Source organism: Microbacterium awajiense, from assembly GCF_039536545.1.
GTDB classification, from domain to species: Bacteria; Actinomycetota; Actinomycetes; order Actinomycetales; family Microbacteriaceae; genus Microbacterium; species Microbacterium awajiense.
The window spans coordinates 657,292-677,501 of the sequence record NZ_BAAAYU010000005.1; the positions used below are offsets into that span (position 1 = coordinate 657,292).

The following is a 20,210-nucleotide window of genomic DNA, read 5'->3' on the forward strand; positions in this document are numbered from 1 at the left end:
TACGATCGTTCGTATTGTCTGTACGAACGATCGTACGTATACTTGGTGCATGACGCAAGGGGTGATCGACGGGCGACGTGCGCGCGGCGACGAGTCGCGCCGCATCGTGCTCGCCGAAGCGATCGACATCGCGTCGATCGAAGGCCTCGACGGGCTGAGCATCGGGCGCCTGGCCGAAGCCGCCGGGCAGAGCAAGAGCGGCGTCGCCACCCTCTTCGGCTCGAAGGAGTCGCTGCAACTCGCGACGGTCGCCGCAGCACGCGCTCGGTTCACGTCGACCGTCATCGAATCGGCCCGGGCCGCGACGCCGCGCGGGCTCTCGCGCGTGGTCGCTCTCGTCGCGGCGTGGCTCGACTACTCACGCGGTCGCGTCTTCACGGGCGGATGCTTCTTCGCCGCCGCATCCGTCGAGTTCGACTCCAAGCCCGGCCCCGTGCGCGACGCTGTGACCGACGCGCTCGACACGTGGGAGACCTATCTCGCGATCTCGCTCGGATACGCGAGGCCAGAGGTGCCGGGTCTGGGCGATCCCGCCCAGCTCGCGTTCGAGATCACGGCGCTGCTCGATGCGGCCAACACCCGCTCGCTGCTGCGCGACACCGACGAGCCGTACGCTCGCGCGGCCGCCGCGGTGCGCGATCGGCTGCGGGCCCTCGGCGCCGACGACGCGGTGCTCACGCCGCTGGACGAACGCGCGACCCCGTGACCCCGTGACCCCGTGACCCCGTGACCCGACGTTCGCATCCGCGGACCGCCGTGCCCAACTCCTGAGTTCTGGGCCGAAACCGGCTCGGCAGACGCCGACAGCGCCGAAGCCGACCAAGAACTCAGGAGTTGGGAACGCGATCAGCCGGCGACCGGATCCAGCTGCCGGCCCGAGATCTCTTCGAGCAGGTCGTCGTCGGGCGAGACCTCGTCGAACGGAGCCTCGATCTCGGCGCGGTCGAGCAGCTCGGACATGCGGCGGCGGCGCTGGCGGGTGACCAGCGTCACGACGCGGCCCTCGCGGCCGGCGCGGCCGGTGCGGCCCGACCGGTGCAGGTACGTCTTGTACTCGTCGGGCGCGTCGGCCTGCACGACCAGGTCGATGTCGTCGACGTGGATGCCGCGGGCCGCGACGTCGGTTGCGACCAGCACCCGCACCTTGCCGTCGGTGAGCTTCGCGAGGTTGCGCGAGCGCTTGGCCTGGTTGAGGTCGCCGTGCAGGGCGAGGGCCGGGATGCCGGCGTCGTCGAACTGCTCGGCGAGCATCTCGGCGTAGGCGCGCGTGCGCGCGAACACGAGGGTCTTGCCCTCGCGGTCGACCAGCGACTCGAGGATCTCGGCCTTGCGGCGGTGGTCGATCACGAGCACGCGGTGCTCGATCGTGCTCGCGTCCTGGTCTTCGCCGGCCACTTCGTACACAGCCGGGTCGACGAGGAACTCGTCGACCAGCGCCGCGACCTCGCGGTCGAGCGTGGCCGAGAACAGCAGCTTCTGCGAGCCGTCCTCGGTCTTGCGCAGGATGCGCTGCACCGGCTCGAGGAAGCCCAGCTCGCACATGTGGTCGGCCTCGTCGAGCACGGCGATGCGCACCTCCGAGAGGTCGAGCTTGCCCTGTTCGATGAGGTCTTCGATGCGCCCCGGGGTGCCGATGACGATGTCGACACCCTTCTTGAGCGCGCCGACCTGGCGGGCCTGCGGAACGCCGCCGTAGATCTGTGTGGTGAACAGTCCGACACTGCGCGCGATGGGCTGGATCGTCCGATCGATCTGCAGCGCGAGCTCACGCGTCGGCGCGAGCACGATCACCTTCGGCTTGCGGCCGAACTCGCGGCGCTGGCCGGCCTGCGAGCGCAGCACCGACTCGACGACGGGCGCGCCGAAGGCGATGGTCTTGCCCGAGCCGGTGCGCCCGCGGGCGAGCACGTCACGACCCTCGAGGATGGGGCTGACCGTCGCCGCCTGGATGGGGAACGGATGCTCGGCGCCCAGATCGGCGAGGACCTTCACGATGTTCTGCCCCAGACCGAGGTCGGCGAACCCGAGCGACGCCACCTGCTCGGCGTCGACGGCCTCGGCCTGCAGGCGCTCGTGCACGACGTCGACGCGGGCCTCTTCGGCCGCGGTGCGCGTGCGCTCGGGGGCGCGGTCGTCGCGGCGCGGACGATCGGTGCGGTCGTCGAAGCGACGAGGACGGTCATCGCGGCGCGGGCGGTCGTCGCGGTCGTCATACCGACGCGGACGGTCGTTCCGGTCGTCCCGACGCGGACGATCGTTCCGGTCGTCGCGGCGCGGACGGTCGTTCCGATCCTCGTAGCGCGGACGCTCGCTGCGGTCGTCCCGACGCGGACGGTCGTTCCGGTCGTCGCGACGGGGGCGATCGTTGCGATCATCGAAACGACGGGGACGATCGTTCCGATCCTCGTAGCGCGGACGATCGCTGCGGTCGTCGCGACGGGGGCGATCGTTGCGATCGTCGAAACGACGGGGACGGTCATCACGCTGGTTCGATCGGTCGCCGCGGTCGTCACGACGCGGTCGGTCGTCGTAGCGGCGCGGCCGGTCGTCGCGGTCGCCGCTCTGCGGGCGACGGTCGTCGGAACGGTAGCGGGGGCGGTCGTCGCGATCGTCGTAGCGACGCGGCCGGTCGTCGCGGTCGCCGCGCGAAGGACGACGGTCGTCGTCACGGTGGGCGCGGGTGCGGATGCCGCGCGCCTCGTCGCGGCCGGCCCGCTCCTGCGCCGTCCAGCGACGCTTCGGTGCACCCTCTTCGGGAGTGCGGTACCCGCGGTGGCCGGGGCTCTTGCTGCCGGGCTTGCCCGACGACGACTCACCCGGACGACGCTTGCGGTCCTGGTGGCTGGTCTTCGATCCGTAACGGGGCTCGAAGTTCTTCGCGGCGCGGCCGCCGGCCGGCTTCTTGCTCTTGGGCATGGGTGTGTCCTTCTGGGTTCTCTGCGCACGAGAACAGCGCCCGCTCAGCGGGCATCCCGGACAATCGTCGGCCGGGGCCATTCATGTGATGGTCATGTGCGCCGATCGGCGCTCACCATCGGCCCCTTGGACTCACAAACCCTCCGCGAACGCGGTGTCCAGAGCCGACTGCGCAAGCCTAGCGGTCGTCGGCTGTGAAGAGCCTCCGCGCCGCGTTGCGAGACGATCGCGGGTGCGGCGACACTTGCAGGCATGGGCACCGATCGGCTCGGGATGCGGCGCGCCGCCGTCGCGGCCCTCACCGCGGCGTTGGTCGCCGTCGGGATGACAGGATGCGCGTCGCTGCGCACGCCGGGCGAGACGCCCGGCGGGCTGCCCGAACCGACGCAGACGCTCGTCCATGGGCAGTCATCGGGCGGGCCGCCTCCGTTCGTCGTCCGGTACGACGACAGCGAGCTGCGTCTGGCACCGACCTCGTGGTGCTGGCAGTCCGGCTGCGCCGACGGACACGACCCCGATCCTCCGTCGGTCGGCAGCCCCGACGAGGTGCTGGTGTTCGTCCCCGTCGAGGAATTCGCGCAGCTGTACGTGTCGCAGCGCAGCTCGGACGACTACTGCACGGCGCGCACGACTGTGAACGAGCCGGTAGACCTGGGCGACGGCTGGTGGTCGCTGAGCGCCGCGGGACCCGCCGAGGAATGGATCGTCGACCTGTTCGCGAGCGGTGACGGCGTCGGCGACATGATCTCGAGCTTCGTGTGGGCGACGACCGATGACGCTCCCCTGCCGCCTCCGACGGCATCCCTCACTCTCATCGTCGATCACGACGGCGCACCCGACAGCTACGGGCTCGAGCTGCTCGTGAACGGCCTGACCCAGACCCCCGAGACGGCGACGGCGACGATCACCGTCACGGCGGACAACGGCGAGGCGCTCACGATCGAGGCGGTGCCGGCGGAGGGATGCGTCGGCGAGGGCGCGCTCTTCTTCGACGGACCGGACGGCCCCGCCCGGCAGGCCGCCGGGCTCGGCGACTTCCCGTTCACGTACGACGTGACCCTCACCCTCGACGGCGGGCCGTACACGGCCACCGCGGCCTACCCCGATGACGCGCCCGAGCGAGAGATCGCCGTCCCGCTCGAATTCTCGCCTGCCCTGCCCTGACCTCGTCACACGACCGTCACATCGCCCGCCGACAATGGAGGCATGGCAGAACCCGGACGCCCCATCACCGTCGCGATCGAGCGGCGCATCGACCCCTCCCGCACCGCCGAGGCCACGAGCTGGATGCAGGCGGGCACCGATCTCGCCGCCCGCTTCGACGGGTTCCTCGGGTCGGGGTGGGTGCGCGCGGGCGAGGGCAGCGACCTCTGGTACATGCTCTACCGCTTCCGCGACATCCCCACGCTCGAGGGGTGGGAGCAGTCCGGTCAGCGCGCGTGGTGGCTCGAGTCCGGCGCCGCGTTCGCGAGCGAGGTGCGCGTCGAGCGGCGCACCGGCATCGAGGGCTGGTTCGACGCGCCGATGGCGACCGTCCTCACCGATCCGTCATCGGAATCCACGGCGACCGGTCCGGTGCAGCAGCCCATCCCGTCGGCGCCGCCGCGGTGGAAGCAGGCCGTCGCGATCTGGCTCGGCTTCTTCCCGACCAACCTGCTCGCAACGTGGCTGCTCGGCTTCATCCCCGGCTTCGCCGACCTGCCGCTCGTGCTGCGCGTGCTCACCGCCACGATCGCGCTGACCCCGGTGATGACCTACTTCGTCCTGCCGTGGGTCACCCGGATGCTGCGCCCCTGGTTGCAGCGCGGCTAGCTCAGCGCTCGTCGGGCTGGTCGCCGGGCCCCTCGTCCGCCTCCGGCTCGTCGGCGCCCGCTGCGTCGGATTCGCCTTCGGACCCGTCCGGCTCCGCATCGACATCCGACTCGGCATCGACGTCCGGCTCGGGTTCAGCGACCGCATCCGCTTCCGGGGTCGACTCGGCATCGGGCTCCGGCTGCTCCTCGGCATCCGGGGCGGGCGCGGCCGCAGACTCGTCGGCCACGGGCTCCGCCGCCGGCGGCGCGGGCTCGGTCGAGGGCACCTCGACGTCGGGGCCCTCTTCGATCACGGGCACGTCGACATCGTCGGCCGTCGCGACGGCACCCGTCGCCGTGGCCGCCGCGGCGAGCCGCATCCGCCGCTCCCGCCGCGTCTCGACCGGCTGCGCCGCGCCGGCGCCGACCAGCGCGGACTCGCGCTCACCGGCTTCCGACTCGAGCGCGGGCTCGCCGCGCTTCTCACGGCGGCGCTCCTTGGCACCCTCGACGAGGTTGTACAGCGTCGGCAGCACGAGAAGCGTGAGCACCGTCGACGACACCAGTCCGCCGATCACGACGATCGCCAGCGGCTGCGAGATGAAGCCGCCGCTTCCGGTGATGCCCAGGGCCATGGGTGTCAGCGCGAAGATCGTCGCGAGCGCCGTCATGAGGATCGGCCGCAGACGTCGGGACCCGCCGGCCACCGTGGCGTCGTGCGCGGTCAGACCCTTCACCCGGTACTGGTTCACGAGGTCGACGAGCACGATCGCGTTCGTCACCACGATGCCGATGAGCATCAGCACGCCGATGAGCGACGAGACGCCCAGCGGCACCCCGGTGGCGATCTGCAGCAGGATCGCTCCGGTGGCCGCGAAGGGCACCGAGACCAGCAGCAGCAGCGGCTGACGCAGCGACTTGAAGGTCGCGACCATCACGATGTAGACGATGAGGATCGCCGCGAGCAGGGCGAGGCCGAGCTGCGAGAAGGCGTCCTGCTGCTGGGTCACGACGCCGCCGAGGGTCGCGTCGGCGCCGGTCGGCAGTGCCGCGTCTTCGAGCGCGAGCGTGACACTCGCCGTCGCCGCCGCGAGGTCGTCGGTCGCGGGGGTGACCGTCACCGTCGCGGTGCGCTGGCCCCGCTCGGTCGTGATCGAGGTGGGACCCTCGCTCTGCTCGACGGTGGCGACGTCGTCCAGCGGCACGGGGCCCGCCGCGGTCGGTACCGGCAGGTCGCGAAGCTCGGCGATGGTGACCGGCGGGTCGGATGCTGCGAGGTAGACCGTCAGCGCGGTGTCGTCGACCTCGATCGCACCGATCGACTGAGGCTGCATCGTGCTCGAGACGAGCGCACCGACGGCGACCTCCGACAGACCGAGCCGGGCGGCGGCGTCGCGGTCGACGGTCACCGCGATGAACGGCAGCGATGCCGAAAGGTTGTTGGTGACCTGGCTCACCCCGTCGGCGTCGGAGACCGCGGCGACGACGTCGTCGGTCGCCTCCTGCAGCGTGGTCGAGTCGGGTGCGGTGACATCGATCTCGATGTCGGTCGAGCCGAAGCCTCCTCCGGAGGCGGCGACGCTGATCTCGCCCGCATCGTCGAGACCGTCGACGACGTCGATGACCTCTTCGCGCAAGGCGACCTGGTCCGCATCCGGGTCGGTGGTGATCGAGTAGGTGATGCCCGCGCCGCCGCCCGAGAAGGCGTCGCGCAGCGCCGAGCCGCTCGACCCGATCGACACCTGGACGGTCTCGATGCCGTCGATGCCCAGGAGCGCCTCCTCGACCTGCTCGGCCGCGGCGGATTCGGCTTCGATGCTGGGGGCGGCACCGATGTCCTGCGTCATCGTGAAGGTGTTCTGCCCCGAGTCGCCGAGGAAGTTCGTCTTCATGAACGGCGCGGCCGCGACCGTACCGCCGAGCACGAGCACGGCGAGCAGAAGCGTCACCCACGAGTGGCGCAGCGTCCAGCGCAGGACGGGCAGGTACCCCTTCTGCAGCAGGCTCGGCGGAGCATCCGGGTCTTCGGGGTCGACCTGCACGCCGTTCTCGTCGAGCAGCGGCTTGCCGGGACGCAGGAACCAGTACGCCAGCACCGGCACGATCGTCAGCGCGACGAACAGCGACGCGAGCATCGCGATCGTGACGGTCAGCGCGAACGGCCGGAACAGTTCGCCGGTGATGTCGCTGACGAAGGCGATGGGCAGGAACACCGCGACGGTCGTGATCGTCGACGATGTGATCGCGGAAGCGACCTCTTTGACGCCGCGCAGGATCGAGGGCAGCTTCGCGGCATCGCCGACGTAGTGGCGCTTGATGTTCTCGATGACGACGATCGAGTCGTCGACGACGCGTCCGATTGAGATGGTGAGCGCGCCCAGCGTGAGGATGTTGAGCGAGTAGCCGAACGCCTGGATGCCGATGAAGGTGATCAGCACGCTCGTCGGGATCGAGATCGCCGTCACCAGCGTCGCCCGCACCGACAGCAGGAAGACGAGGATCACGATCACGGCGAAGACGAGCCCGAGCATGCCCTCGACGGCGAGGGTCTCGATCGACTCCTCGATGTAGGGGGCCTGGTCGAAGACGACGGTGAACTCGGCGCCGCCGAGGTCGTCTTCGAGGCCGGGCAGGATCGCGAGCACGCCGTGCGACACGTCGACCGTGTTCGCCGACGGCAGCTTGGTGACCGCGATGGTCAGCGCGGGCTCACCGTCGACGCGCGAGATCGTCGTGGTCGGGTCCTCGGTCTGCGCGACCTCGGCGACGTCGCCGATCGTGACGGTGCCGGCCGCGAGCTGCTCGGCCGACGTCGGCACGAGCGGCAGGTCGGCGAGCTCTTCGACCGAGGTGATCTTCGCACCCGTCTGCACCGTCAGCGTCTCGCCGTTCTCGGTGATCTCGCCGCCGGGGAAGAGGATGCCGTTCTGATCGACGGCATCCCGGATCGCCTGCTGCGTGTAGCCGGCCGCTGCGAGTTCTGCCTGATCGGGGGTGATCGTGATCCGCTGGCCGGTGCCGCCGACGATCTGGGCGGCGTTGACCCCGTCGACATCCTCGATGTCGGGGATGACGGAGGTCTCCAGCTGCGCCTGGATCGTGTCGGGGTCGTCGTAGCCGGTGATGGCGAGCTGGATCACGGGGAAATCGTCGATGCTCGCCGAGATGACGGTGGGATCGACGCTCTCGGGCAGCTCGATGCGGTTGAGGGCCTGGTTGATCTTCTGCTCGGCGGTCGCAAGATCGGTGCCGTAGGTGAACGAGGCCTGCACGATCGAGGCGTTGGTGGTGCTCGTGGCCGTGGAGCTCTCGAGGCCCGGCACACCCTGGATCGCCTGCTCGATCGGCGTCGACACATCGGCGTTGACGACCTCGGGCGAAGCCCCGGGGTACGTCGAGACGACGATGAGGGCGGGGAACTCGATCGAGGGGATGAGCTCCTGCTTGAGGTTCGTCAGCGCGAGCCCACCGAAGATCGCCGCGACGATCGTGATGAGCGCGATCAGCGCGCGGTTCTTCAAGCTCAGGACGGCGAGATTCGACACGGGTGCCTTCGGAGTCGGGATGCTGCGGATACCGCGAAGCGAGCGATACGCGGATGTATCCGTCCCAGTATTCCATGGCCGACACGGGGGTCCGCGTGAACCGCGTCAGGTCGTGCTAGCCGACGAGCAGGGCGCCGAGCACCCACCCCAGCCCCGCGGCCGCGACCGCCGCGACCAGCGTGCCGACCAGGTTCGCCACGGCGAGCAGCCACATGCGGCGTTGCGCGAGCATCGCGGACTCGACCGACACGGTGCTGAAGGTCGTGAACCCGCCCACGAGACCGGTGCCCAGCACGAGCGCCCACGTCGGGTCGAACACGGCCGCACCCAGACCCGCCACCAGGCCCAGCAGGAGCGAACCGACGACGTTGACGATGAGGATGCCGAGGGGGAAGCCGCGCGGCTTGGGCGTCGCGGCATCCACCACGTATCGGACTCCTGCGCCGACACCGCCTCCGATGACGAGCGCGACCCAGACCGCGACGCTCATTCGGAGTCCTCCATCGGCTCGGTCGCACCCGCTTCGTCGGCGATCCGCCGCCCGATGCACACTCCTCCGAACCCTGCTGAGACGCCGAGCGCGAGCGCCGTCGCCGCGAGGATCAGCGCGCCTGCGGGGTCGGTCGCCAGCAGCTCGGCGGTCTGCACCGCGAAGGCGCTGTAGGTCGTGAATCCGCCCATCAACCCTGTGCCCAGGAAGGCACGCCACGACGGATGCCGGTCGTCGAGCAGGCCGACGACCACGCCCAGCAGCAGCGATCCGACGATGTTCACCGAGAGGGTCGCGAGCACGACGGCCTGGGCGCCCGCCGACTCGAACGGCATGGTGAGCGCTGCGCGCAGCCCCACCCCGGCCGCGCCGCCCGCGACGACCAGAGCGAGCGTGCGCGCGCTCACCCGGGTCGACATGCGGCCAGCCTACGAGTCGTGCCTCACCCCAGCAGCGACCGGATCGCGGACTCGGGCGACACGGTGAGGTCGAGCAGGTCGCCGCGGCGGTAGCGCGCGAACACGCGAGGGTCGATGTAGGAGCTCCGGGCGACCGCCGGCGTGTTGCCGAGCGCTTCGGCCGTGGCCTTGACGGCGAGCACCTCGGCCCGACGCACGTCGGACTTCGTGTCGACCGCGCCGATACGCGCGAGCGCGTCGGCGGCGAGGATCGTGCCGCGCAGCGTCCGGAAGTCCTTTGCGGTGAAGGCCCCGCCGGTCAGCGACCGCACGTGGGCGTTGACATCCGACGGCGTGAGCGCGACGCGGCGGCGTCCGCGCGCGTACGCGAGCAACGCCGAGCGCGGCCTGCCGGCGACGAGCAATTCGATCACCGCGGCCAGTTCGACGTCGTCGACCTCGATCCTGGCCCGCCTGCCGCTCTTCCCGGGAAACGACAGGGTGATGACGGATGCCGCGACCGAGGCATCCCGCCGTTGCAGCGTCGTGAGCCCGCGACTGCCGTGCCGGGCCAGATACCGCGACGATCCGACGCGCGGCGCCGCCTCGTCGAGCAGTCGGAACGCGACCGCGAGCACCCGCTCGCGGTCGAGCTCGTCACGGCGCAACGCCGTCGTCGCCCGCGCTCGCGCACGAGGGAGTGCTTCGGCGAGCGCGAGCGCGCGCGCGAACTTCCCTTTGTCGCGGCGTTGCCGCCAGCGCGGGTGGTAGAGGTACTGCCGCCGACCGGCGTCGTCGGTGCCGACGGCCTGGATGTGCCCGAGCGGGTCGACGCTGATCCACACGTCCTGCCAGGCGGGCGGGATGACCAGTTCGGCGATCCGCTGGCGATCGGCCTCGGGGGCGGCATCGCCCGTCGCAGTGAGGTAGCGGAATCCCGATCCGGCCCGCACCCGCCGGTAGCCGGGGTCGTCGAAGGGGCGCACACGCGCCAGTCGTGGCATCCGGGGACCGGTCAGTGGTCGCGGAGCATCGAGATGAGCTCCGCCTTCTTCTTCGTCGAGTAGCCGGTGAGCCCGAGCTCCTTGGCGCGGTCGCGCAGCTCGGCGACGGTCCAGTCCTCGTAGGAACCCGACTCCCCGCCTTTCCGACCGACCGATGAGCGACCGCGGGCCGCGGCGGCGTTCGAGATGCGTGCGGCCTTCTGCTTCGACGCGCCGTCGTCGCGCAGCTCCTCGTAGAGTTCAGGGTCCTTGAGGCTGTTCGATCCACGTCCTGCGGGCATGACGCCCTCCTCTCTCTCGCTGTCAGCACGCTAGGCGGAGGCGCCCGCCACGCGGAGGGGATTGACAAACGACGCGGATAGCACCGCGACGCCGAGCCCGTCAAGCCCTACCGCGCTCGTCTACGGCAGTGGAAGGGTCGTCCTGGGCCCACAAAGCTCGCGGTGCGTACCCCGCGCACCATCTAGGAGAAGGAGTGACTCCATGAACCTCGCCCTCATCATCATCATCGTCGTCGCCATCGTGCTCGCGATCGTCGGCGGATTGAACTCGGCCCTCAGCTGGCTGCTGTGGGTCGCGATCATCGTCGCCGTCATCGCGCTCATCGCGTTCCTGTTCAGAGTCATCAGCGGGAGCCGTCGCTGACGCCCCGCTGACAGATGAGGGATGCCGCGACGTGATCGTCGCGGCATCCCTCTTTCGTGTGGCGTCGGGGCTCAGAGATTCCTCTCCGCGTAGACGCGCAGGGCGTCCCGCACGAACGTCGCTCCCGGTTCACCGCCGTAGTTGGCGGCGAAGCGCGGGTCGGCGCCGTACATGTCGCCGAGACCGAGCACGTACCCCTTGATGTCGCCCCCGGGCGCCGCGGCGGGCGTACCGGGAACGTCGGTCAGCCACTCCACGTGCCGGCGGGCGAGCTCTTGGGCCGTGTCGCCATCGGCCGGCTCTGCGGCATCCGCCGCCGCCGCCCAGTCGCGGTTCAGCTCGGTCACCCGGCGCTGCCACGCGGCTCGGTCGTCGGCGCTCATCGAGCGCCACCAGCGGTCGCTGTCGGCGTAGGCCTTCTCGCCCCAGCGCTGCTCGACCTCGTCCTTGTATTGCGTGTGGTCGAAGCCGTCGAACATGTTCTCTGCCATCAGTCGTTCACCTCCTCTCAATGCCGTGATCGTCGATTGCACCGACGCGATCTGCCGTGTCAGGCGGTCCTGCTCCTGGCGCAGCCACGCCAGATGCGTCTCGAGGGCATGCGCCTCGGATGCCTCGCGGTCGAGCACGTCGCCGATCTGCGGCAGACCGAGCCCGAGCTCGCGCAGCAGCAGGATGCGCTGCAGCCGAACGAGCGCGGACTGGTCGTAGTACCGGTAGCCGTTGTGGCCGATGCTCGTCGGCGCCAGCAGCCCGATGTCGTCGTAGTGACGCAGCGTGCGGCTCGTGGTGCCGGCGAGTTTGGCGATCTGCTGGATCGACCACTCCTTCTCTTCCATGTCCATCACCGTAAAGGTTGACGTTGCGTCAAAGTCAAGCCGGTATCTTGATCAACTCGCGATATATCGTGTTATTCTCTCTCTAACGCGATATATCGCGAACAGGAATCAGATTCGGAGAGTGACCATGACCCTGGAGAAGTGGATCGTCCACCCGGGCGAGACGCGCGTGATCGACATCGAGACCGTGCGCTCGCTCAAGATCGGCCTCGTGGGGGGCCAGATCGACGTCGTCGCCCACGACGAGCCCGGTGCCCGCATCGAGGTGCACGACGTCACGATCAAGGACCTGCGCATCGAGGTCACCGGCGACGCCCTCGAGATCGACCACCCGCAGCTGCGCTGGGACAACTTCCTCGAGGTGTTCCGCAACTTCGGCTCGGGCGGCCCCAAGGCCGAGATCAGCGTGGCGGTGCCCCGCGAGGTCGCGCTCACCCTCGGGGTGGTGACGGCCTCGGCGCTCGTCTCGGGCCTGCACAGCGACGCCCGCCTCAACACGGTGTCGGGCGACGTCATCGCCGATGGTCTGACCGGAGACCTCACCGTCAACGCCGTGTCGGGCGACGTGCAGATCCGTGAGCTCGACGGTGCCCTGTCGGCGAACAGCGTGTCGGGAGACGTCGCGGTCACCGGATCGGTGCGCAAGGCGACGATCGACACGGTCTCGGGCGCCATGCTCGTCGATTCGACCGGACCGGTGCACGCGGTGAACCTCAACACCGTCAGCGGCAACGCGACCGTGCGCCTCGACGACGGCTTCCCCGCCAACTACGTGTTCCGCAGCGTGAGCGGGCGTGTGCAGGTCGACGGCGTGGTGCGCTCCGGCAACGGCGCGGGCCCGACCACGAACTACTCCGGCTCGGTGGGCGAGCTCAGCGGCAGCTTCGCCGACGTGCGCGCGAACTCGGTGTCGGGCGACGTCACCGTGCTGCGACGCAGCGCCCCGGCACCCGAGGCGACCGTGACCGCCGACCACGAGGAGGAGTGGTGATGGCCCCGGTGTTCTCACACGGCGACCTGCGCCTCTACCTGCTGAACCTGCTCGACGAGGGGCCGCGGCACGGCTACGACATCATGCAGGCCCTCTCGGACCGCACCGGCGGCACGTACACGCCGAGCGCCGGAACCGTGTACCCGCGCCTCGCGAAGCTCGAGGAAGAGGGCCTGGTCACCAAGTCCATCGACGGCCGCAAGACGATCTACGAGATCACGGCGGCCGGCCGCGCCGAAGTGGCGGCCCGCGCCGGCGACCTCGAGGGCATCGAGGCGAACCTGGCGGATTCGGTGCGACTCATCGCGGACGAGGTGCGTGGCAGCGTGCGCGAGGCCATGCGCAGCCTGCGTGCGGATCTCGCCGCGGCATCCGACGAGCAGCGCACCGGCGCCACGCCCACTGCGACACCCGCGGACGACGACCCGCGCGTGCACAGCCGCGAGCAGCTGCATCGGGCCGACGCCGTCGTGAACGAGTTCCGGGCCCGCGTGCGCAGCGACCTGCGCACCCATGTCGCCCGCGGCGGAGACCTCGTCGCCTCGCTCGTCGACGACCTGGCGGTCGAACTCGATCGCCTCGGCCGCGACATCACCCGCTCGCTGCGCGGCTGAGCTACTGCTGTTCGGGCCAGAGGTCCTCGTCGTCCGACACCGGCTCACCCAGGGGAACCACCAGGATGGGCCGGTGCTGGCGGTGCGCGAGGCGCGCGGCGACGGAACCGGTGAAGAACTCACGGATCGATTCACCGAGACCGCGCTTGCGCGTGCCGATCACCAGCAGCCGGGCATCGATCTTGTCGGCGAAGTGCTTGATCGCCAGCGCCGGATCGCCGACCAGCTGCCGGATGCTCCACTCTGCGGGATCGCCGTCGAGCGCGGCGCTGACCTGCGCCGTGATGGCACGCAGGTCGTCGTCGCCCGAGGCGATGTTGAGGTCGATGGGTGCCGAGTGGACGTAGCCGTCGGGGTCCTCGTAGGTCACGAAGCGCGTGACATCGACGTGCACGACCAGCAGCGGAGCATCCATGAGCGCCGCGTATCGAGCGGCCTCCTTGACGACCCGGGGCGACTGCTCCGGAATGACCCCGACGACGACCGCGCCGTGCAGCGCCTCCAGTCCTTCGTCGGTGCCGCCGATCTCGGATGCCTCATCGGTCATGCGTCCTCGCCCTTCGTCGACCGGGGTCCTCCCGGCATGCCGGAGCCGCCGGGGTCCGGAGGCTCCGTGTTATTCTGAATGCTACTCTTGCCGGTTCCAGAAACCGGATCGTGAAATGCCCGGGTTGCTGGTGCGGACAGGCCGCGCAGCAGCCCGCAACTCAGAAATGAGGGGGTCTCGCATGGGGCGTGGCCGTCAGAAGGCGAAGCACACCAAGATCGCCCGTGAGCTGAAGTCGTACAGCCCGAACTTGAACGTCTCCGCACTGGAGCGCGAGCTCGGTCACAAGTCCGATGAGGACGCCTACGTCGACAAGTGGGCCGACGAGTATGCCGACGAAGACGAGGACGAGCTAGAGAAGGCCTAGCTCGAGATCCTCGCGGCGGTTGACCGTGGACCGACCTGCGTTCTCCCTCGGGATCGAGGAGGAGTACCTCCTCGTCGATGTCGACTCGCGCGCACTCGCCGAGGCGCCCGAGGGATTCATCGACTCGTGTCGCACCGACCTCGCCGATCAGGTCAGCCCCGAGTTCCTGCAGTGTCAGGTCGAGATCGGCACGAAGGTGTGCGCGAACATCGGCGAGGCCCGTGAGGAGCTGCGGCGCCTGCGCAGCACGATCGCCAGCCATGCCGCCCGCCACGGGCTGGCTCCGATCGCGGTGTCGTGTCATCCGCTGGCCGACTGGAAGGACCAGTCGCACACCGACAAGGATCGCTACCACGCGCTCAACCGCGATCTGGGCGGAGTCGCCCGCCGGCTTCTGATCTGCGGATGCCACGTGCACGTCGGAATCGACGACGATGCCCTGCGGATCGACCTCATGCGGCAGATGTCCTACTTCCTGCCCCACCTGCTCGCGATGTCCTGCTCGTCGCCGTTCTGGCAGGGCGAAGACACCGGCCTGCAGTCGTACCGCATCTCGGTCTTCGACAACCTGCCCCGCACCGGGCTGCCCCCTGACTTCGTCAGCTGGGCCGAGTACCAGCGCACCGTCGGGGTCATCGAAGACCTCGGACTCATCGAAGACACCTCGAAGATCTGGTGGGACATCCGCCCGTCGCATCAGTACCCGACGCTCGAGACGCGCATCATGGATGTCTCGCCGCGGCTCGAGGACGCCCTCACCCTCGCCGCGCTCACCCAGTCGCTGCTGCGGATGCTGTGGGGCCTGCGCACCCGCAACCAACGCTGGCGCAGCTACGGACGCTTCCTGATCGCCGAGAACCGCTGGCGCGCCCAGCGCTACGGCGTCGAGCAGGGCCTCATCGACTTCGGCGTGGAGGAGATCGTGGACTTCCCCCGCCTCGCCGATGAGCTCGTACGGCTCGTCGAAGAGGACGCGGTCGCCCTCGAGTGCCTCGACGAGGTGCAGCGCGTGCGCGAGATCGCGGCGAACGGCACGTCATCGACCCGCCAGCGGGCGGTCGCCGATGCCGCGCGCGAGGCGGGCCACGACCGCGATCAGCAGATGCGCGCCGTCGTCGACCACCTCATCGAGGAGTTCCACCGCGACCTGTAGCGGTCTCGCGGGTTCACGCGTGCAGACTGCTGGCCACGTGCCACGCGCCGCGACGCACGACCCGCTCGAGGTCGTGCGCGCGAGACGCGAAGTCGTCGGTCCCCGTCGACACCGACACCGCACCGACCGTGCGGCCGGTTCGCGATCGCACGGGCGCCGCGATGCAGGCGAGCTTGGGCATGTACTCGTCGACCTCGACCGCCACCTGCATGGCGCGCACCTCGTCGAGCTGGTCGCGCAGTTCCTGCTCGCTGGTCACCGAGTGGCCCGTGAGCATCGGCGCACCGTGCCGGTCGAGGTATCTGCGCAGCTCGGCGTCGTCCTTCTCGGCGAGCATGATCTTGCCGAACGCGGTGACATGCGCCGCCTCGGCGAATCCGACGTGAAGCTGGCCGATGCGCGGGTGCGCGACGGAGTCGGCCACGTGGGCGACCGCGATGTCGTCACCGCGGAACACCGTGAGGTACGCCGGCGCGCGCGCTGTGTCGCGCATGCGGGCGAGGATGTCGCGCACGGCGGGCGTCGCGATCAGCTGGGCCCGCACGGCGCGGCCGAGGTCGTCGACCGCCCGGCCGAGGATGTAGTGCGCGTCCTTCGTGCGCACGAGGTAGTCGTGCGCCTGCAGGGTCGCAAGCAGCCGGTACACCGTTGCCTGCGAGAGGCCGACCTGGTCGGCGAGGTCGGCGGCTGTCAGCCCATCGGGCGATGCCCCGACCGCGTCGAGGATCTGCAGCGTGCGATCCGCCGAGCGGATGCCCGCTGCGTCGCGGGACGAGGTCATGGCGTCAGTGTAGGCCGCGACCTTCCCCGGCGACACCGCCATCGCCCCGCCCGCCACCCGATCGCCCCACGGTTTCGCGCCTGGTGAGAATCAGTCTTCGGCCGAGCGGCGGCGGCGTCCGATGCTTGTCGCATCCGACACCGCAGTCACGAAAGGACCCCTCCCATGGCCGACAAGATCCTCATCCTCACCGGCGACGCCGCCGAGACCCTCGAGGTGTTCTACCCGTACCACCGCCTGCAGGAGGCCGGCTACGAGGTGCACATCGGAGCGCCGTCGAAGAAGAAGCTCCAGTTCGTCGTGCATGACTTCGTCGACGGCTTCGACACCTACACCGAGAAGCCCGGACACTGCTGGGATGCCGACGTCGCATTCGCCGACGTCGACCCCGCCGACTACGTCGCCATCGTGGTGCCCGGGGGCCGCGCGCCCGAGTACATCCGCAACGACCCCGACGCGCAGCGCATCGTCCAGGCCTTCATGGAGCGCAACGACCCCGTCGCAGCAACGTGCCACGGCCCGCTGCTGCTCGCGGCGGCCGGCGTGCTCGACGGTCGCACCTCGTCGGCCTACCCCGCACTCGCGGTCGATGTGACCACCGTGGGCGGCGTCTTCGAGGACGGCGGCGGCGTCGTCGACGGCAACCTCGTCACCGCACGGGCCTGGCCCGACAACGGCACCTGGATGAAGGCGTTCCTCGAGGTGCTCGAGAACGCGCGCGTGCCGGCGTAGGGCCGAGGAGCGCGAAGCGCGTATCGAAGGGCGACCTTGACCCGAGCCGGAGCAACGCCGCTGCGCGGCATTGCTCCGGCTCGCGTCAACTCTCTTGGGTGCCTTCGACCCAGGACAGGTACTCCTCGGTGACGCTGCCGGTCACGTAGCGGCCGTCGAAGCAGCTCATGTCGAGGTCCTCGACGTCGGATCCCTCCAGGATCGCCGCCTTCAGGTCGGCGACCTCCTGGTAGACCATGTAGTCGGCGCCGAGCTCTTCGGCGATCTGCGGGATGGTCCGGCCGTGGGCGACCAGTTCGCTGCGCGAGGGCATGTTGATGCCGTACACGTGCGGGTAGCGCACCGGCGGAGCCGCCGAGGCGAAGGTGACCGACTTCGCGCCGGCATCCCGCGCCATCTGGATGATCTCCTTCGACGTCGTGCCGCGCACGATCGAGTCGTCGATGAGCAGCACGTTCTTGCCCTTGAACTCGCTCGACATCGCGTTGAGCTTCTGGCGCACGCTCTTCTTGCGCACCGCCTGTCCGGGCATGATGAACGTCCGGCCGACGTAGCGGTTCTTGTAGAAGCCCTCGCGGTACTCGAGCCCGAGCTTGCGCGCCACCTGCATCGCGGCCGGCCGAGACGAGTCGGGAATCGGCATGACAACGTCGATCGAGCCTGTCGGCGTGTACTTGGCGATCGTGTCGGCCAGGCGCTCGCCCATCCGCAGTCGAGCCTCGTAGACCGAGATCCCGTTCATCACCGAATCCGGGCGGGCCAGGTACACGTACTCGAACGAGCAGGGCACGAGCCGGGGGTCGGTCGCGCACTGACGCGTGTGCAGGTGCCCCTCGAGGTCGACGAACACCGCCTCGCCGGGCATGACGTCGCGCACCACCTCGAACTCGCCGTTCTCGAGAACGAGCGACTCGCTGGTGACGACCCACTCATACGATCCGTCGGCGTTCTGGCGGGTTCCCAGGATCAGGGGACGGATGCCGAACGGGTCGCGGAACGCGAGCAGACCATAGCCTGCGATCAGCGCGATGGCGGCGTACGATCCCTCGGCGCGCTCGTGCACGCGGGTGACCGCGTCGAAGATCTCGTCGGGTCCGAGCTCGAGTCCCGAGATCGTGGACTGCAGTTCGTTGGCGAGCACATTCACCAGCAGCTCGGTGTCGGAGCTGGTGTTCAGGTGGCGGCGGTCCTTGTGGAACAGCTCATCGGTCAGCTCGCGGGTGTTGGTGAGATTGCCGTTGTGGACCAGGACGATCCCGTAGGGCGCGTTCACGTAGAACGGCTGGGCCTCCTCCTCGCTCGACGCCGTCCCCTTCGTCGCGTAGCGCACATGACCGAGCCCCAGGTTGCCCAGCAGCGCGCGCATATCGCGCGTGCGGAACGCCTCGCGCACCTGCCCCTTCGCCTTGGCCACATGGAAGACCCCGCTCGGCTCGGCGGTCGCGATGCCGGTCGAGTCCTGTCCGCGATGCTGCAGCAGCAGCAGAGAGTCGTAGATCTCCTGGTTGACGGGTCCGCGCCCGACCATTCCGACGATGCCGCACATGGCCGCTACCGCGCTCCGTCCGTCGAGGTGTCGGCATACGCGCCGACCAGTCGCACCGCGCCGCCGTCGACACCCTTCGCACCCTGCTCGAAGTCGCCTTCGGGGCGAGCGCCGGTGCTCACGGTGCCGACCTGCCACGCGGCGATGCCGTCCTCGGCGAGCGCCGTGGCCGCGGCATCCGCCGACGCCGCGTCGACGACCGCGAAGAAGCCGATGCCGAGGTTCCACGTCGACTCGGTGCTCGCGAGGTCGTGGTCGCCCAGATCGGCGAGCACACGGAAGACGGGCGGCGGCGACCACGTCGAGCGGTCGACGTCGACCCACGCCTCACGCGGCAGCACCCGTGCGAGGTTGGCGGCGATGCCGCCGCCGGTGACGTGGCTCAGCGCGTGGACCGCCCCGCCCGTGCCGGCGATGAGCCGCAGCAGGGGTTGCGTGTAGAGGCGGGTCGGCTCGAGGAGGGCCTCACCCCACGTCGTGCCGAAGTCGGCGGCGTTGTCGCCGTATTGGATGCCCGAGCGCGCGACGATGTGGCGCACCAGGGAGTAGCCGTTGGAGTGCAGCCCGCTCGAGGCGAGGGCGAGCACGACGTCGCCGTCGCGCACACGGTCGGCGCCGAGCACCTTGTCGGCCTCGACGACGCCGGTCGCCGCGCCTGCGACGTCGTAGTCGTCGATGCCGAGCAGGCCCGGATGCTCGGCGGTCTCTCCGCCGACGAGTGCGGTGCCCGTCTCGGCGCAGCCGGCCGCGATCCCGCGGACGATGTCGGCGATGCGCTCGGGAACGAGCTTGCCGCACGCGATGTAGTCGGTCATGAACAGCGGCCGCGCACCGACCACGGCGATGTCGTCGATGACCATGCCGACGAGGTCGAGGCCGATGGTGTCGTGCTTGTCGATCGCCTGTGCGATCGCGACCTTGGTGCCCACTCCGTCGGTGCTCGTCGCCAGCAGCGGCTTCGTGTACGCACGCAGAGCGGATGCGTCGAAGAGACCGGCGAATCCACCGACGCCGCCGAGCACCTCGGGGCCGTGCGTGCCACGCACGGCGGACTTCATCAGTTCGACGGCGAGGTCGCCGGCGACGGTATCGACGCCCGCCTGGGTATACGGGTTCGCCGGCGCGTCGGAGGAGGGTGAGCCCACGCATCCAGCCTACCCGGGCGGCGAGAGGCCCACGGTCGCGACCTCTCGGGCGGTCCGGGCCCGTCCTACAATGTCGGCATGGCGGGCGCTGGAACTCCCGAGTGGCTGATCCGCGAGGACGCGGGTGAGCCGGTTCTGGTCGCCCTCTACCTGCGTCAGGTGCTCGGTATCAGCTCGCCCGACGAGCTTCCCCACCTGCGCGGCATCCCGCCTCGCGAGACCCACCGCGACGAACACGCGCAGTCGCTGCTCGAACGGCAGTGGCGCGAGTACTGGGCGATGACGGTCGAGCCGCAGGCCCACCCGTCGACGGTGCCGCTCGACCTCGTGGACGGCTTCGAGACCCTGCTCGCACTGCCCGTCGAAGGCGCCGAGGTGCTGCGCGCCGCGATCACTCCGCACGCCGCCGAGGCGCTCGCGTTCTCGCAATCGGCCCACGCGCGGTACCGGCGCGATGCGCGAGCCGGCGGCGGCACGGCCTACCGCGCGTACGCGAGCGCGATCGCCGAGCACGAGCGGCAGGTCGGCCGGCGAGCGCACTCCTTCGAACTCAACGTCCAGGTGCTGCCCCTCACCCAGCGCGGCGTGTGGTGGATCGGGTCGCTCACGGTCGCGGTCACCGACGGTCTGCGCGGCGATGTCGCCGCCTTCGATGCGGCCATCCACCCGATCATCGCCGAGCTCGCGTAGGCGCGGTCAGGGAT

Annotated in this window: 21 protein-coding genes; 10 read left to right on the forward strand and 11 right to left on the reverse strand. The window is 69.9% G+C overall.

What is annotated here, in order from left to right; genetic code table 11:
• Positions 1–49: 49 nt before the first annotated feature.
• The gene (locus tag ABD663_RS09720) at positions 50–706 is read left to right on the forward strand and encodes a TetR/AcrR family transcriptional regulator (protein WP_344737932.1); all 657 of its coding nucleotides are present in this window, start codon (positions 50–52) and stop codon (positions 704–706) included.
• A gap of 140 nt (positions 707–846) precedes the next feature.
• Here ABD663_RS09720 and ABD663_RS09725 read toward each other — a convergent pair whose 3' ends face one another.
• Positions 847–2,916, reverse strand: coding sequence for a DEAD/DEAH box helicase (locus tag ABD663_RS09725; protein ID WP_344737934.1), 2,070 nt, complete (start codon positions 2,914–2,916; stop codon positions 847–849).
• 252 nt (positions 2,917–3,168) lie between these two features.
• Between ABD663_RS09725 and ABD663_RS09730 the strand changes: the two genes are divergently transcribed.
• A complete protein-coding gene (locus ABD663_RS09730) occupies positions 3,169–4,080 on the forward strand; it encodes a hypothetical protein (RefSeq protein ID WP_344737936.1) in 912 nt (303 codons plus the stop codon).
• A gap of 42 nt (positions 4,081–4,122) precedes the next feature.
• Positions 4,123–4,728 (forward strand): putative antibiotic biosynthesis monooxygenase, encoded by a 606-nt coding sequence (locus ABD663_RS09735; RefSeq protein ID WP_344737938.1) that lies wholly within the window; start codon positions 4,123–4,125, stop codon positions 4,726–4,728.
• Position 4,729: 1 nt separating this feature from the next.
• Here ABD663_RS09735 and ABD663_RS09740 read toward each other — a convergent pair whose 3' ends face one another.
• The 5 genes from ABD663_RS09740 to ABD663_RS09760 form a co-directional block, all read right to left on the reverse strand.
• Positions 4,730–8,254 carry an efflux RND transporter permease subunit gene (locus ABD663_RS09740; RefSeq protein ID WP_344737940.1) on the reverse strand — a complete coding sequence of 1,175 codons (3,525 nt, stop codon included), beginning with the start codon at positions 8,252–8,254 and terminating at the stop codon, positions 4,730–4,732.
• Between the two features lie 115 nt (positions 8,255–8,369).
• Positions 8,370–8,744, reverse strand: a complete 375-nt coding sequence (gene crcB, locus ABD663_RS09745) for a fluoride efflux transporter CrcB (protein ID WP_344737942.1) — start codon at positions 8,742–8,744, stop codon at positions 8,370–8,372.
• The gene (locus ABD663_RS09750) at positions 8,741–9,163 is read right to left on the reverse strand and encodes a CrcB family protein (RefSeq protein WP_344737944.1); all 423 of its coding nucleotides are present in this window, start codon (positions 9,161–9,163) and stop codon (positions 8,741–8,743) included. The genes crcB and ABD663_RS09750 overlap by 4 nt, the downstream gene beginning before the upstream one ends.
• A 23-nt stretch (positions 9,164–9,186) precedes the next feature.
• Positions 9,187–10,146 carry a DNA topoisomerase IB gene (locus tag ABD663_RS09755; RefSeq protein ID WP_344737946.1) on the reverse strand — a complete coding sequence of 320 codons (960 nt, stop codon included), beginning with the start codon at positions 10,144–10,146 and terminating at the stop codon, positions 9,187–9,189.
• Between the two features lie 11 nt (positions 10,147–10,157).
• A complete protein-coding gene (locus ABD663_RS09760; protein WP_344737948.1) occupies positions 10,158–10,427 on the reverse strand; it encodes a DUF7218 family protein in 270 nt (89 codons plus the stop codon).
• A gap of 202 nt (positions 10,428–10,629) precedes the next feature.
• Here ABD663_RS09760 and ABD663_RS09765 point away from each other — a divergent pair, with 202 nt between their 5' ends.
• Positions 10,630–10,791: a hypothetical protein gene (locus tag ABD663_RS09765; RefSeq protein ID WP_344737950.1), complete on the forward strand. Its 162-nt coding sequence runs from the start codon at positions 10,630–10,632 to the stop codon at positions 10,789–10,791.
• A gap of 71 nt (positions 10,792–10,862) precedes the next feature.
• On the opposite strand, the gene ABD663_RS09770 is transcribed toward ABD663_RS09765, so the two are convergent.
• Complete coding sequence (locus ABD663_RS09770; RefSeq protein ID WP_344737952.1) at positions 10,863–11,630, reverse strand: MerR family transcriptional regulator; 768 nt, start codon at positions 11,628–11,630, stop codon at positions 10,863–10,865.
• A 127-nt stretch (positions 11,631–11,757) separates the two neighbouring features.
• Between ABD663_RS09770 and ABD663_RS09775 the strand changes: the two genes are divergently transcribed.
• Positions 11,758–12,621 (forward strand): DUF4097 family beta strand repeat-containing protein, encoded by an 864-nt coding sequence (locus ABD663_RS09775; RefSeq protein ID WP_344740203.1) that lies wholly within the window; start codon positions 11,758–11,760, stop codon positions 12,619–12,621.
• Positions 12,621–13,235, forward strand: a complete 615-nt coding sequence (locus ABD663_RS09780; protein WP_344737954.1) for a PadR family transcriptional regulator — start codon at positions 12,621–12,623, stop codon at positions 13,233–13,235. The genes ABD663_RS09775 and ABD663_RS09780 overlap by 1 nt, the downstream gene beginning before the upstream one ends.
• Position 13,236: 1 nt before the next feature.
• Here ABD663_RS09780 and ABD663_RS09785 read toward each other — a convergent pair whose 3' ends face one another.
• Positions 13,237–13,782 (reverse strand): universal stress protein, encoded by a 546-nt coding sequence (locus ABD663_RS09785; RefSeq protein ID WP_344737956.1) that lies wholly within the window; start codon positions 13,780–13,782, stop codon positions 13,237–13,239.
• A 181-nt stretch (positions 13,783–13,963) separates the two neighbouring features.
• On the opposite strand from ABD663_RS09785, the gene ABD663_RS09790 reads away from it, so the two are divergent.
• Positions 13,964–14,149, forward strand: coding sequence for a DUF3073 domain-containing protein (locus tag ABD663_RS09790; RefSeq protein ID WP_344737958.1), 186 nt, complete (start codon positions 13,964–13,966; stop codon positions 14,147–14,149).
• A gap of 25 nt (positions 14,150–14,174) precedes the next feature.
• Positions 14,175–15,302, forward strand: a complete 1,128-nt coding sequence (locus ABD663_RS09795; protein WP_344740205.1) for a carboxylate-amine ligase — start codon at positions 14,175–14,177, stop codon at positions 15,300–15,302.
• Between the two features lie 13 nt (positions 15,303–15,315).
• Here the strand turns inward: ABD663_RS09795 and ABD663_RS09800 are convergent, their stop codons facing one another.
• Complete coding sequence (locus tag ABD663_RS09800; RefSeq protein WP_344737960.1) at positions 15,316–16,083, reverse strand: IclR family transcriptional regulator; 768 nt, start codon at positions 16,081–16,083, stop codon at positions 15,316–15,318.
• A gap of 165 nt (positions 16,084–16,248) precedes the next feature.
• Between ABD663_RS09800 and ABD663_RS09805 the strand changes: the two genes are divergently transcribed.
• Positions 16,249–16,815, forward strand: coding sequence for a DJ-1/PfpI family protein (locus ABD663_RS09805; protein ID WP_344737962.1), 567 nt, complete (start codon positions 16,249–16,251; stop codon positions 16,813–16,815).
• A gap of 85 nt (positions 16,816–16,900) precedes the next feature.
• Here the strand turns inward: ABD663_RS09805 and purF are convergent, their stop codons facing one another.
• A complete protein-coding gene (purF, locus tag ABD663_RS09810; protein ID WP_344737965.1) occupies positions 16,901–18,361 on the reverse strand; it encodes an amidophosphoribosyltransferase in 1,461 nt (486 codons plus the stop codon).
• A gap of 5 nt (positions 18,362–18,366) precedes the next feature.
• A complete protein-coding gene (purM, locus tag ABD663_RS09815; protein ID WP_344737967.1) occupies positions 18,367–19,506 on the reverse strand; it encodes a phosphoribosylformylglycinamidine cyclo-ligase in 1,140 nt (379 codons plus the stop codon).
• 78 nt (positions 19,507–19,584) lie between these two features.
• Here purM and ABD663_RS09820 point away from each other — a divergent pair, with 78 nt between their 5' ends.
• Positions 19,585–20,196: a zinc-binding alcohol dehydrogenase gene (locus ABD663_RS09820; RefSeq protein WP_344737969.1), complete on the forward strand. Its 612-nt coding sequence runs from the start codon at positions 19,585–19,587 to the stop codon at positions 20,194–20,196.
• The last annotated feature ends 14 nt before the right edge of the window (positions 20,197–20,210 follow it).